At 40.1% G+C, this 12,909-nt stretch carries 17 protein-coding genes, 1 tRNA gene and 1 rRNA gene; 11 read left to right on the top strand and 8 right to left on the bottom strand.

What is annotated here, in order from left to right; translation table 11 throughout:
* Window positions 1-5: 5 nt before the first annotated feature.
* Together ASC42_RS08710 and ASC42_RS08705 are read right to left on the bottom strand one after the other, a co-directional pair.
* A complete protein-coding gene (locus tag ASC42_RS08710; protein ID WP_221261160.1) occupies window positions 6-1,319 on the bottom strand; it encodes an ArsB/NhaD family transporter in 1,314 nt (437 codons plus the stop codon).
* A 34-nt stretch (window positions 1,320-1,353) separates the two neighbouring features.
* Window positions 1,354-1,782 carry a hypothetical protein gene (locus ASC42_RS08705; protein WP_055441429.1) on the bottom strand — a complete coding sequence of 143 codons (429 nt, stop codon included), beginning with the start codon at window positions 1,780-1,782 and terminating at the stop codon, window positions 1,354-1,356.
* A gap of 112 nt (window positions 1,783-1,894) precedes the next feature.
* Between ASC42_RS08705 and ASC42_RS08700 the strand changes: the two genes are divergently transcribed.
* From ASC42_RS08700 to ASC42_RS08685, 4 genes are all read left to right on the top strand, one after another.
* On the top strand, window positions 1,895-2,092 hold the full coding sequence (locus ASC42_RS08700) for a hypothetical protein (protein ID WP_032101096.1): 198 nt from the start codon (window positions 1,895-1,897) through the stop codon (window positions 2,090-2,092).
* Window positions 2,093-2,145: 53 nt separating this feature from the next.
* Window positions 2,146-2,658, top strand: a complete 513-nt coding sequence (locus ASC42_RS08695; RefSeq protein WP_032101095.1) for a superoxide dismutase family protein — start codon at window positions 2,146-2,148, stop codon at window positions 2,656-2,658.
* Window positions 2,659-2,748: 90 nt separating this feature from the next.
* On the top strand, window positions 2,749-3,249 hold the full coding sequence (locus tag ASC42_RS08690; protein WP_032101094.1) for an Lrp/AsnC family transcriptional regulator: 501 nt from the start codon (window positions 2,749-2,751) through the stop codon (window positions 3,247-3,249).
* Window positions 3,249-4,415, top strand: a complete 1,167-nt coding sequence (locus ASC42_RS08685; protein ID WP_055441428.1) for an aminotransferase — start codon at window positions 3,249-3,251, stop codon at window positions 4,413-4,415. Before ASC42_RS08690 ends, ASC42_RS08685 begins: the two co-directional genes overlap by 1 nt.
* A 16-nt stretch (window positions 4,416-4,431) precedes the next feature.
* Here ASC42_RS08685 and ASC42_RS08680 read toward each other — a convergent pair whose 3' ends face one another.
* Window positions 4,432-4,797 carry a helix-turn-helix domain-containing protein gene (locus tag ASC42_RS08680; protein ID WP_032101092.1) on the bottom strand — a complete coding sequence of 122 codons (366 nt, stop codon included), beginning with the start codon at window positions 4,795-4,797 and terminating at the stop codon, window positions 4,432-4,434.
* A gap of 94 nt (window positions 4,798-4,891) precedes the next feature.
* On the opposite strand from ASC42_RS08680, the gene ASC42_RS08675 reads away from it, so the two are divergent.
* Window positions 4,892-5,272 (top strand): CvfD/Ygs/GSP13 family RNA-binding post-transcriptional regulator, encoded by a 381-nt coding sequence (locus tag ASC42_RS08675; RefSeq protein WP_072242704.1) that lies wholly within the window; start codon window positions 4,892-4,894, stop codon window positions 5,270-5,272.
* A 15-nt stretch (window positions 5,273-5,287) separates the two neighbouring features.
* Here ASC42_RS08675 and ASC42_RS08670 read toward each other — a convergent pair whose 3' ends face one another.
* On the bottom strand, window positions 5,288-5,521 hold the full coding sequence (locus tag ASC42_RS08670) for a DUF378 domain-containing protein (protein ID WP_004892293.1): 234 nt from the start codon (window positions 5,519-5,521) through the stop codon (window positions 5,288-5,290).
* 129 nt (window positions 5,522-5,650) lie between these two features.
* Here ASC42_RS08670 and ASC42_RS08665 point away from each other — a divergent pair, with 129 nt between their 5' ends.
* From ASC42_RS08665 to ASC42_RS08655, 3 genes are all read left to right on the top strand, one after another.
* Entirely contained in the window at window positions 5,651-6,811 is a 1,161-nt protein-coding gene (locus tag ASC42_RS08665; RefSeq protein ID WP_055441426.1) for an iron-containing alcohol dehydrogenase, read from the top strand.
* 110 nt (window positions 6,812-6,921) lie between these two features.
* The gene (locus tag ASC42_RS08660; RefSeq protein WP_055441425.1) at window positions 6,922-8,271 is read left to right on the top strand and encodes a glucose-6-phosphate isomerase; all 1,350 of its coding nucleotides are present in this window, start codon (window positions 6,922-6,924) and stop codon (window positions 8,269-8,271) included.
* A 73-nt stretch (window positions 8,272-8,344) separates the two neighbouring features.
* Window positions 8,345-8,749, top strand: a complete 405-nt coding sequence (locus ASC42_RS08655) for a YugN-like family protein (RefSeq protein WP_032101088.1) — start codon at window positions 8,345-8,347, stop codon at window positions 8,747-8,749.
* On the opposite strand, the gene ASC42_RS08650 is transcribed toward ASC42_RS08655, so the two are convergent.
* Window positions 8,741-9,709: a potassium channel family protein gene (locus tag ASC42_RS08650; protein WP_055441424.1), complete on the bottom strand. Its 969-nt coding sequence runs from the start codon at window positions 9,707-9,709 to the stop codon at window positions 8,741-8,743. The two genes, ASC42_RS08655 and ASC42_RS08650, sit on opposite strands and share 9 nt — an antisense overlap.
* A gap of 102 nt (window positions 9,710-9,811) precedes the next feature.
* Between ASC42_RS08650 and ASC42_RS08645 the strand changes: the two genes are divergently transcribed.
* Window positions 9,812-9,991, top strand: a complete 180-nt coding sequence (locus tag ASC42_RS08645) for an H-type small acid-soluble spore protein (protein ID WP_032101086.1) — start codon at window positions 9,812-9,814, stop codon at window positions 9,989-9,991.
* Window positions 9,992-10,020: 29 nt separating this feature from the next.
* Here ASC42_RS08645 and ASC42_RS08640 read toward each other — a convergent pair.
* The 3 genes from ASC42_RS08640 to ASC42_RS08630 form a co-directional block, all read right to left on the bottom strand.
* A tRNA-Ala gene (locus ASC42_RS08640) sits at window positions 10,021-10,093 on the bottom strand.
* 45 nt (window positions 10,094-10,138) lie between these two features.
* A complete protein-coding gene (locus ASC42_RS08635; protein WP_245191165.1) occupies window positions 10,139-10,723 on the bottom strand; it encodes an HD-GYP domain-containing protein in 585 nt (194 codons plus the stop codon).
* 112 nt (window positions 10,724-10,835) lie between these two features.
* Complete coding sequence (locus ASC42_RS08630; RefSeq protein ID WP_082435712.1) at window positions 10,836-11,513, bottom strand: MgtC/SapB family protein; 678 nt, start codon at window positions 11,511-11,513, stop codon at window positions 10,836-10,838.
* 48 nt (window positions 11,514-11,561) lie between these two features.
* Here ASC42_RS08630 and ASC42_RS08625 point away from each other — a divergent pair, with 48 nt between their 5' ends.
* A complete protein-coding gene (locus ASC42_RS08625; protein WP_245191164.1) occupies window positions 11,562-12,428 on the top strand; it encodes a DMT family transporter in 867 nt (288 codons plus the stop codon).
* 196 nt (window positions 12,429-12,624) lie between these two features.
* Window positions 12,625-12,909, top strand: a 16S ribosomal RNA gene (locus tag ASC42_RS08620); the annotation flags it as partial.

Genomic DNA, 12,909 nt, shown 5'->3' with positions numbered 1-12,909 from the left:
GCGTTTTATAAGTAACGAATGAAAATATAAGCGTGTGAAATCAGTAAAGAAATGAGCGTAAGTGGCGCTCCAATTTTCAGAAAATCAAAGTAGCTAAACCCGTGTCCTTCACGTGAAGCAATTCCTGCTACGATCACATTTGCTGATGCTCCGATCAACGTTCCATTTCCGCCTAAGCAAGCGCCAAGTGCTAATGACCACCATAGTACATCAATTTGTGCTGAATCCGGAGATAGCCCCATACCAACAGCCATATCTTGAATGAGCGGGATCATCGTTGCAACGAATGGGATATTGTCGATCGTTGCAGAAGCGATGCCAGATACCCAAAGAATTAAGTAAGATGCGAAGTGAATATCGCCCCCTGTGACTTCCAAAGCTTTCTCTGCCAAACTTTTAATCAGCCCAATATCAACAAGCCCACCGACGAGTGTAAACAATCCGGCAAAGAAGAAAATGGTTGTCCACTCAACAGAAGCGAATACTTCCTCTAAATCATGCTCTTTTACCCCAATAAGCATCAGAAAGACAGCTCCCGTCATCGCGATGACTGCTGCGTCAACGTGAATGATTGAATGAAGTGTAAAACCTAAAATGGTTAACGCAAGAACGGAAACAGACTTTTTCAATAGGACCGCGTCTTTAATATATTGTTTTTCATCGATTTTCATCAGCCGTTCGATGAGTTCCGCATTTGCTTGAAGGCGTTTGCGATAAAAGACATACAAAATAACGACAATAACGAGCATAATGATTAACACAACAGGACCTAAATTAAATAAGAAATCATTAAACGTCAAATGTTTGTTGGCAGAGCCAATCATAATGTTTGGTGGATCTCCAATTAACGTCGCTGTTCCGCCAATGTTTGAGAAAAGGACTTCAGAAATTAAAAATGGAACAGGCTCTACTTCTAACATGCGTGTAATAGAGAATGTAACCGGGACGATTAATAAAACAGTTGTAACATTGTCCAGAAAGGCAGAAAGAACAGCTGTTAGCAATGATAAAATGACTAAAATGTGAATTGGGCTTCCTTTTGCCATTTTTGCAGCTTTGACCGCAACATACTGGAAAAAGCCTGATTTACTCGTAATGCTAACAAGAATCATCATTCCGATTAAAAGCGTAATCGTTCCCCATTCAATATGATGCGTGTACGCTTGATGTAAATCGACAATGCCGAAAATGATCATAAAAGCGGCACCTAATAAAGCAATCACAGCTCGGTTCACTTTTTCTGAAATAATAATGGCGTATGTAATCAAAAAGATTGCAATGGCCACATAATATTGAAAGTTATTTACTTCATGAGTCATTGCCTCATGCACGATCTGTCATTCCTTTCTTCTCTCAGTTTTTTAGTAGCTGAAGGCAGCTTGGACATTTTAAATGTGTTGTGTCAGCGTTTACATTGCGAACATAAAAAGAAAATCCACATTGTGAACATTCGATTTGTGATAAACGATCGATAAACAATTTCGTCGATGGCGACCCTTGTTTCGTTGTATCGATCAATTCCACATGCACATGTTCACGTGAGTCATCTTCTGCAAGCACTTGTCCTTCTATTTCTTCTTTTACACGCCAGCCATGATCTAAAATATGTTGCTCGAGCTGGCTATGAGAAGAGTTTGCTAACATGTCTTCAGCTAATGCCATCAACTGCTCATTTGTTAAAGATTCAAATGGAATTTTTTGTTTCTTTTCGTTCCAATACCCCCTCAATTGTGCCTCTGTGAATACAAATGTAATGACTTTGTGGATTACGACGTTTTTCAAACGAATACGCCTCCCTTTTTTGTTTACGAATCCAATTATATTCCTTTTTGCAAAGTGATACAATTGCCTTTATGATATAATGAGTGAGATGACATATGGAGAGGTTGATCGTATGGCTAACATCATATTTGGATTGTTTCTATACTTTCCAGAAGATAAAACAGAATACATTCCTGCGGCGATTTCATTTACAGCATTTTTTATCGCTGCAGTGTTGACGATGAGGCTGATTATAAAAATTTCAAAGCGTCAAGAGGAAAAAGCGAAACAATTAGAAGAACAGTTGAAAAAACAACAAGTAGACGATTAAATGAACACAGAAGGGGCATAATAAGGGGTAAATATGTAGTTGGGGGGCTTATTGTGCGCCAAGTCATTGTATGTGTCGTTTTATTACTTATAAGCGGTTGTATGGAACAACAAGTAAAAAACGTCAATGTCAATATGATTAATGAAGACGGGGACTCGCTTGGAACGATTAAAATGTCCCAACAACCTCAAGGGGTAAAACTAGATATTGATTTAAAAGGACTTCCACCAGGGGAGCATGCGATGCATATTCATGACAAAGGAACATGCGAACCGCCTGAATTTAAATCAGCGGGGGAACATTTTAATCCAGAAGGAAAAGAACATGGTCTTCTGCATCCAGAAGGGGCGCACGCGGGTGATTTACCGAATTTGATCGTGAAAGAAGATGGAACGGTCAAAGTACAATTCATAGCTCCAAATGTCAATTTATCAGAAGAGAAAAATGGTCTATTTACAAAAGAAGGAACATCCATTGTGATCCATGAAGGGAAAGATGATGGAATGTCTCAGCCAGCAGGAAATGCAGGCAAGCGAATCGCATGCGGTATCATAAAAAAACGGTAGTAGCAAGCGGTGTCGTCTTGCTTCTTTTTTTGAAAAAATGCGTGCATTTTTTTCTAAATTATGTGAAAATTTATGACAGGGGGGATTCATATGAAGCTAAGTGAAAAAGAACTTGAAATTGTTGAACTGCTAGAAAAACACGCACGATTGCCGATCGATACAATGGCGAAAATGGTGTCTCTTTCTGTTTCGGAAGTGGAGCATATTATAAAAAAGCTAGAAGAAGCAAAAGTCATCGTGCAATATGCAACGATCGTTGACTGGCGAAAAGTTGATGGGCATGAAGGTGTGACGGCTATGATTGATGTGAAAGTAACACCAAAGCGAGGTGTCGGATTCGATGAAGTAGCAGAACGTATTTATCGCTTCCCGGAGGTCAAATCGGTCTATTTAATGTCGGGTGCATATGATTTATCGGTTGTTATTGAAGGACGTTCCATGTCTGAGATCGCTCATTTTGTTTCTGAAAAATTATCAACGCTTGACTCCGTTATTTCAACGACAACTCACTTTATTTTGAAGAAGTATAAACATGATGGCACCGTATTCGAACAAGGTGATCAAGATCGAAGAATCGTGGTGGCTCCGTGATGCAAAAGACGAAGACGTACGTATCTGATACCGTGTCGCGTTTACAACCATCCGGTATTCGTCGTTTTTTTGATTTAGCAGCAAGCATGGAAGGAGTCATTTCACTAGGGGTTGGTGAGCCAGATTTTATTACCCCTTGGAGTGTACGAGAAGCTTGTATTTTATCATTAGAACAAGGATATACATCATACACAGCAAACGCAGGTTTATGGGAATTACGAAAAGAAATTAGCGATTATTTAGCGCGTCGCTTCGAAGTATTATACGATCCAGCGAATGAAATTATTGTGACTGTCGGAGCGAGTCAGGCGCTTGATGTTTCTCTTCGAGCGATTTTGAATCCGGGGGATGAAGTCATTGTTGTTGAGCCGAGTTTCGTTTCGTACGCACCGCTTGTTGCGTTAGCAGGAGGTGTGCCAATTTCAATTCAAACGAGTGGAAAACATCAGTTTAAGCTTCAGCCTGAACAAATTGAACAAGTCGTGACACCGAAAACGAAAGCATTAATTATTTGTTCTCCAAACAACCCGACAGGAACGGTACTGAATAGGGAAGAGCTGGCACAAATCGCACGCATCGTAGCAAAACATGATTTGCTTGTCATTTCAGATGAAATTTATGCGGAGTTATGTTACGACGAACAATACACAAGCTTTCCTGCCATTGCACATATGCGAGAACGGACGATTTTAATTAATGGATTTTCAAAAGGATTTGCGATGACGGGGTGGCGACTAGGTTTTATCGCGGCACCGAAAGATTTAGCGACAGCCATGTTAAAAATTCATCAATATACGATGATGTGTGCACCAACGATGGCTCAATATGCAGCTATTGAAGCGTTGCAAAACGGAGCAGGCGATGTCGAAGAAATGAAAAAAAGTTACCGACAACGACGCAACTTTTTTGTTCAATCATTAAATGAAATTGGCCTTTCCTGTCATATGCCAGGTGGAGCATTTTATGCATTTCCGTCCATTCAGTCAACAGGCATGACATCAGAACAGTTTGCTGAGCGTTTATTGTTAGAGGAAAAAGTTGCTGTTGTTCCCGGCCATGTGTTTGGAGCAAGTGGAGAAGGATATATTCGTTGTTCATATGCATCATCGCTCGAACAGCTGCAAGAGGCCATTCGGCGCATGAGGCGATTTCTTGAGCGGCTGTAAAGAAAGCTGACAATCGTCAGCTTTCTTTGTTGTATTTGAGTTCATATAACATTTGCATGACGCGCAAAAAATCTTCCTCGCTAAATTCTTTTGCTTTTCGTAAAATGAGTTTTGCGCGCTTAATGCCAATTTCTTTAATTAAGTATTCAATTTCTGGGTCAAGACTAGATGAGTTGGATGAATCTGCCCGTTCTAACAGTTCTGATGCAGGAACATCAAGAGCAGTACAAAGTTTTAAAATCGTTGGCGTGTCAGGAACTTGCTCACCTGACTCGTATTTTTGAATCGTCGCTACCCCTACACGAACTTTCATCGCCAATTCTTGTTGTGACATATTTCGCTGTTCCCGGTACATGCGAATATTTTCACCAATTGTGCTCATTTATTCTCCCACCTCTCCGAAATTCGTTTACATGTTTATCATACCATGTTCTGATTTATACTCACCTACAAAATTAACACTTTTTAAGCGAATTATGTTACAATTTTTCAAAAAACGAGGAGTGTTTCATTTGAATTGGAAAGAGGGTGCGGTCGTTACTGGCATTGTCACAGGAATACAGCCATACGGTATATTTGTATCGCTTGATGAACGAACACAAGGACTTATTCATATTTCAGAAATTACCGATGGGTATGTAAAAAATATTTATGACTATGTAAATGTAGGAGAGTCTGTTCGGGTAAAAATTATCGCCATCGATGAAAAAACAAAGCGAATTAGCTTATCGTTACGGGACGTCGATCATGACACAACACATATCGAGACCCCTTTAGGATTTCAACCGTTAAAAATCCAACTTGAAAAATGGATTGCGGAAGCTAAGAAAAAATACAACTCACCGAGCGATCGGTGAGTTGTTCGTTTATGTTTATGTTCTTGACATTTTTGGCTCTGTACGTCCGAGCTCTTCCGTCGGTTTAAACAGAAGTACGAGATTAATGAGCCCTGCAATGCCGACGAGAGCATAAACAATGCGAGCAAATGCTGATGCTTGCCCACCAAAAATGGCTGCAACAAGATCAAAGCGGAAAAAGCCAATGAGCCCCCAGTTAAGTGCTCCAATAACAGTAAGCAATAGTGCGATTCGTTGTAACGTACTCATGTTCATCCTCCTTTAAAACATCGTATTCATTTATAGAATGAATCATTGTTAGAGAAGTATACATAAAAAATACAATTTTCTTTACTTATTTGTTTCTTTTGGAAATAATGAAAGGAAGGAGGGATCAACATGGAAAATTTCGTTTTTCATAATCCAACGAAATTAATTTTCGGTAAGGGACAAATTGAACAATTGAAGAAAGAACTCACTGCGTATGAACACATTTTAATTGTATACGGTGGGGGAAGTATTAAGAAAAACGGAGTATATGATGAAGTCGTATCTATTTTGCGTTCATTGAATAAGTCCTGGTCGGAGTTAGGAGGAGTTGAGCCAAACCCACGTTTATCTACGGTGCGAAAAGGTATTGACATATGTCGCAAAGAAAACGTTGATTTCATTTTAGCGGTTGGTGGCGGAAGTGTCATCGATTGTGCTAAAGCGATCGCAGCTGGTGCCTTATACGATGGAGACGCCTGGGATTTTATTTCGCGAAAGACAACGGTCCAGCAGGCTCTCCCACTCGGGACGGTGTTAACGCTAGCTGCGACAGGATCAGAAATGAATGCAAATTCTGTCATTACTAATTGGGACACGAAAGAAAAATACGGTTGGAGTAGCCCAGCTGTTTTTCCAAAGTTTTCGATTTTAGATCCTATGTATACAACAACTGTTCCGAAAGATCATACAGTATATGGCGTCGTTGATATCATGTCGCACGTATTAGAACAATATTTCCATCATGCCCCCAATACACCACTACAAGATCGAATGTGTGAAGCGATTTTACGAACGGTTATTGAAACAGCACCAAAACTTATCGAAGACTTAAAAAATGTAGATCATCGTGAAACGATTTTATATTGTGGAACGATGGCTTTAAATGGGATTTTACGCATGGGGCTACGTGGCGATTGGGCAACGCACAATATTGAGCATGCTGTATCAGCGGTGCACGATATTCCACATGCAGGTGGACTATCTATTTTATTCCCAAACTGGATGAAACATGTGCTTGATGAACATGTCGAGCGGTTTAAGCAACTAGCTGTTCGTGTGTTTAACGTGTATCCAGAAGGGAAAGGAGACCGTGAAATCGCGTTAGAAGGAATTGAAAAGCTTCGTGCATTTTGGAATAGCCTAGGCGCTCCGAGCCGATTAGCCGATTATGACATTGGTGAAGACTCATTGCCACTTATCGCTGAAAAAGCAATGGCATTCGGGCCGTTTGGCAATTTTAAAAAGTTGCACCATCACGATGTCATGGCGATTTTACAAGCCTCGTTGTAAAGTGCGAAAAATGTCATAATGAATCCGTTTACATCATTTCTGTCAACTTGATTCTCGCTAATTGTTTCGCTAAAGTGAAAGAGGATACTATCATTGAGGAGGAAACGTACATGACGCATATTCAGTTTGACTATTCAAAAGCGTTGTCTTTTTTCGGTGAACATGAACTAACGTATTTGCGTGACGCGGTAAAAGTAGCACATCATGCGCTTCACGAAAAAACAGGACAAGGGAATGACTTTTTAGGATGGATTGATCTCCCTGTCGCATATGACCGAGAAGAATTTGCTCGCATCCAACAAGCAGCGAGAAAAATTCAAGAAGACTCTGACGTATTGCTGGTTGTCGGCATTGGTGGCTCTTATCTCGGTGCTCGTGCGGCAATTGAAATGTTGCAACATTCTTTTTACAATGCGCTTCCAACAGAAAAACGGAAAACGCCACAAATTATTTTCGTTGGTAACAATATTAGTTCTACATATATGCGCGATGTCATGGATTTACTTGAAGGGAAAGATTTTTCGATCAATGTCATTTCGAAATCAGGAACGACGACAGAACCTGCGATTGCCTTTCGTATTTTCCGTAAGCTTCTTGAAGAAAAATACGGAAAAGACGAAGCGCGTAAACGCATTTACGCAACAACAGACCGTGCGCGCGGAGCGTTAAAAACGTTAGCGACAGAAGAAGGATACGAAACATTTGTTATTCCAGATGATGTCGGTGGTCGTTACTCTGTTTTAACAGCAGTTGGATTATTGCCGATTGCTGTAAGTGGGGCGGACATTGAAGCGATGATGAAAGGTGCGGCACAAGCACGCGAAGATTTCAGTACATCGGAGTTAGAAGAAAATATCGCTTATCAATATGCTGCAGTGCGTAACGTGCTATACAACAAAGGAAAAACAATTGAAATGCTCATTAACTACGAACCAGCATTACAATATTTTGCAGAATGGTGGAAGCAATTGTTTGGTGAGAGCGAAGGAAAAGATCAAAAAGGTATTTTCCCAGCTTCAGCAAACTTTTCAACAGATCTCCATTCATTAGGTCAATACGTGCAAGAAGGACGTCGCGACTTGTTTGAAACGGTGCTAAAAGTGGAAACGCCGCGTCATGAGTTAACGATTGAGGCAGAAGACAACGATTTAGACGGCTTAAATTATTTAGCAGGAAAAACAGTCGACTTCGTCAACACAAAAGCGTTTGAAGGTACATTGTTGGCGCATACAGACGGGGGTGTGCCAAACTTAGTTGTCACACTACCGCGGTTAGATGAATATACGTTCGGTTATCTTGTTTATTTCTTTGAAAAAGCGTGCGCCATGAGCGGATATTTACTTGGAGTTAATCCGTTTGACCAACCGGGTGTTGAAGCGTACAAAGTGAACATGTTCGCCCTCCTCGGTAAACCGGGATATGAAGAGAAAAAGGCAGAACTTGAAAAACGCTTGAAATAATCCAAAAAGAGCTTTCCTGGGTGCAGGGAAGCCCTTTTTTTGGACATAATAAGCAAGAGGAGGAGTGATCAAGATGATTGAAATTCCATCTAAATTAGAAGGAAAAACATTTTTATTAAATGTGTTAGAACAGGAACTAAAACCTCTCGGCTATGTGATCGGTGGCAATTGGGATTATGATCACGGTTCGTTTGATTATAAAATGGCGGATGATGTTGGATACCAGTTTTTACGAATTCCATTTATTGCGATAGATGGACAGCTCGATTCGTATGGGGCGACGGTTGAACTGAAGCGACCATACGTCTTATGTCATAAATATCAGCGCGGATTAGACGACAACGTGCATATTGGAAATGTGACTGCGTCGTTTAATCAGTTTTCTGAACCAGAAGACCCGGATGCAACGGTGCCTAATCAATATGTAGCCATGGCAAAAACGCTCGTAAAAGATTTAGAGGAGCGGTTACTACGCTAGTACAATAAGTTCGTCTGTCGATTGAATGATCGTATGCGATGGAGGATTAATTGAAACGTATTGATCGTTTGCAATACCGATAAGTAATACGTCTTCTTTTTTTAATTCGTTAAGTATCGCTGCAAAAGACATACCGATCCATTCATCGCGCACAGTTAAACGTTTCATCGGATGTTTTTTGAATTCCTCAATATCGTTTAACACACTTGGAGATGAAAGACAATTTGCCATTAAAAAGCTGATCCATTTGTTTGTTTCAATAATTTTATCTGCTCCAGCACGTTTCGCATTATCGACTTGTGGTGTGGTCAATATTTCTACAACGGTATATACGGATGGATGAAGCGCTTTAACTGTCAAAAGGGTGACGATAGATGCTAAGTCAGCATCGACTTCATTTTTATGTTGATTGGCGGTAATGATGACGGTGTGAGCTTCAAACACGTTTGCTTTTTCCCATATATCGTCATGAGTCGGATTTCCTTTAATGAAATGAATATGTTTTGGCACATCCCAACGTTTTAGTGTCTCATCGATGACGAGACATGGCATGTTAGTAGGCATAAGTGCAAGTAGTTGACGAATGCGCTCATTCCAGCCAACTAAAATGACGTGTCCGTCTTTTGTATACGGCAATTGTCCAACGGATAAGGAGTTTTCTTTTGTAATGGCCTTCGTGGATAGTGTTACAAAATAGGCTGAAACAAATGCGGTACCAAGCAAAATGAGAACGATAGCGACAAATTTGCCACTTATTGTTTTCGGTACGAAATCGCCATAGCCGATTGTTGTTGTTGTAATCAATGCCCACCATATACCATCAAAAATGGTTGAAAATGTTTTTGGTTCAACGATATGAATAGTGACCCCGAATAAAAAAATAATGGTTGTAATTGTTAAAATAATGCGTACGAGCGGAGAAAGCCGCCAATATGAAGCGAGAAATTCATACCATCTCATTTATTTTCCCTCCTGTTTTTATCATTGTAGACGAGATGGGGCGATTTCTTACATATTTTTCTCCATAAAAACAAACGATATAAACGAAAGGAGGGATGGTGAGTGGATATGAATCGTGTGAAACAAATTGTTTCTTCCCCAGATGATATTCGTGTTTGTTACCATGGACAATCGGTTTGGATTGATGGGTACGATGAAGCCAACCGAACAGCGACCGTACATATGCGTGGCCGAGACTATGAACGTCACATCGTTCCGGTGGAAGAATTAACAGAGGAGTAAAAAACCCTTGCATCGCGAGGGTTTTTTTATGGAGCATACCGGGCTCGAACCGGTGACCTTCGCGCTGCCAGCACGACGCTCTCCCAACTGAGCTAATGCCCCTTTCTCTTTTATTGTAAAAACATTTTGTTTTTTCGTCAATGGATATTATGAGATGCTCGGGATTGTTTGTATGATCGTTTCTGTGTTTTGTTCAATTGGAATCACATGATTTTCCATCCATAACAAAAAGGAAGTTGTCAATCGTGGATCAAATTGTGTACCAGCTCCTTTTCTTATTTCCTTATAAGCGTCCTCCCATGTAAGAGGTGCACGATATGGTCGAATACCAGTCATCGCTTCGAGCGAATCGGCCAAAGCTACGAGACGAGCAAAAAACGGAATATTCTCTCCTCTCTTTTTGTGTGGGTATCCTTTTCCGTCCCATTGTTCATGATGATATAAAACGATATGGGAAATTTCAGGTGAAACATGATAATGTTGTAATATATGTATGCCAAATAGCGGATGTTTTTTTATTTCAGCAAATTCTTCTTCTAATAACTTCCCTTTTTTTGTTAAAATATGAGCGGGAACGTGCAATTTGCCGATATCGTGAATGAGTGCTCCAAATTGAAGCTCACGTGTTTCTTCATCGGCTAATTTTAAAAACGAAGCGAAAGATAGAGCAATTTTTGTCACGCGATATGAATGAAGAAAAGTGAGCTCATCCTTTGCTGAGAGTTGACGCATAAGAAAGCAAAGCTCCATATTTTTTATAATAGAGGACATGTAGTTCGCCACCTATTTGATTTGAGTGTAAGTTTCACCATATATGCTAGTTTAAATGATAATGATTTTCAAGTTAAAAGTTCTCGATATCCACCCCACGAATAGCAGGAATTTGATGAATAAACTCGTATACATCTGTTGTCGCTCGTTTTTGATCGACAGATACTTTCAATTCAACGAAGTGGTTCCCGTTATCTAAATCTTTAATGCGCACGGTTTTAATGCGAATATTTTGTTGTTTGATGACTTGGATTACGTCTGAAATTTTGGTTGCGTCTAGTACGATCAGCTTGACAAGAAGCTCTTTTTCCCTTAGTTGTTTTGGACCAAAAACAGCTGTTACGAGCGGGATAAGCTCGACGCTAGCGATAAGAAAGACAACACCGAGAATGGCTTCAATATAAAAATTTGCTCCGACAGCAACGCCGACACCCGCCGCTCCCCAGATGAGCGCAGCAGTTGTCAAACCAGAAATGCTGTCGTTTCCGCGACGAAGAATAACACCTGCTCCGAGAAAACCGATACCTGATACAATTTGGGCTGCGAGGCGAAGCGGGTCCATGTTAATATGTTCGGTTTTTGGAAATGTATATGCTGATTCGATTGATACGATTGTTAGTAAGCAGCTCACAATCGAAATGACAAGACATGTTTTAAGACCGACTGGCTTTCTTTTTAGTTCTCGTTCCAAACCGATAATAAGTCCAAGGATGGCAGAGATTCCAAGTTTCATAAACACATGAGCATCCACGAGACATTCCCCCTTTTTTCAATAAGTATATTCGAAAGGATGATGGGCATGAAAGCATATATTGCATTAATTATTGGGGCATTTTCAATTTCTACATCAGCTATTTTTGTAAAATTTACAGATGCTCCATCAGCCGTTACAGCTTTTTATCGTCTTTTTTTTGCAGTTGTTTTGATGACACCGCTGTTTGTTGTAAGGCACAGAAAAGAAACGAAAGGGATGAATCGAAAAGATTGGGTTTTCGCTACCCTATCTGGAACGTTGCTTGCGTTTCATTTTATTCTTTGGTTTGAATCACTTCGTTACACATCAGTTGCAAGTTCAGTTGTTTTAGTGACATTGCAACCATTATTCGCTTTTGTTGGTGGGTTTATCTTTTTCAAAGAAAAAATGACAATAAGTGAATGGGTAAGTGCGCTACTTGCGATTGTAGGTAGTGTCATTATTAGTTGGGGGGATTTTCGAATAAGTGGCAAAGCCCTTTATGGGGATATGCTTGCATTAATAGCATGTGCTATGGTAACAGGTTATTGGCTAGTTGGTCAACATTTACGAAAGCAGCTTTCTTTAATTACATATACGTATATCGTCTATGGTATTGCTTCTATTGTATTAAGTGGATATGTAGTATTGTTTCGATATTCATTTTTTTCATATGATTTGGATGACTGGAGTTATTTTATTTTGTTAGCTGTAATCCCAACATTGTTTGGTCATTCTCTTTTTAATTGGGCGATGAAATGGGTAAATGCTGCAATGGTGTCGATGGCTATTTTATTTGAACCGATTGGAGCAATTGTATTAGCTTATATATGGCTAGGTGAAAAAATTTATTTATCGCAAGCAATCGGCTCTTTTTTTATCATTGTGGGAATAGGAGTGTATATGTTCGGAAAACATGTAAAAAGAATTTAAAAAAAGTGGTTGCATTTTAAAAAAGAACGTGTTATATTTTAAAGCGTCGCTGTTATAGTGCGACAATAAAAAATATAAGAAAATTGTTCTTGACACAAAAAAAGCGATATGTTAAATTAAAAAAGTCGCAAAAAAGTAAAGATGTTCCTTGAAAACTGAACGAAGCGAAAAGCGTACGAAAGCTAAGGATAACTTTTCTATGGAGAGTTTGATCCTGGCTCAGGACGAACGCTGGCGGCGTGCCTAATACATGCAAGTCGAGCGGATCAAATAGAAGCTTGCTTCTATTTGGTTAGCGGCGGACGGGTGAGTAACACGTGGGCAACCTGCCCTGTAGACGGGGATAACACCGAGAAATCGGTGCTAATACCGGATAACACGAAATGTCGCATGACGTTTCGTTGAAAGACGGCGCAAGCTGTCGCTACAGGATGGGCCCGCGGCGCATTAGCTAGTTGGTGAGGTAACGGCTCACCAAGGC

The sequence above is a fragment of the Anoxybacillus suryakundensis genome (assembly GCF_001418025.1).
Classification (GTDB): Bacteria; Bacillota; Bacilli; order Bacillales; family Anoxybacillaceae; genus Anoxybacillus; species Anoxybacillus tengchongensis.
The sequence above is the reverse complement of the archived record's forward strand: the minus strand, read 5'-3'. Positions and strand labels throughout refer to the sequence as shown.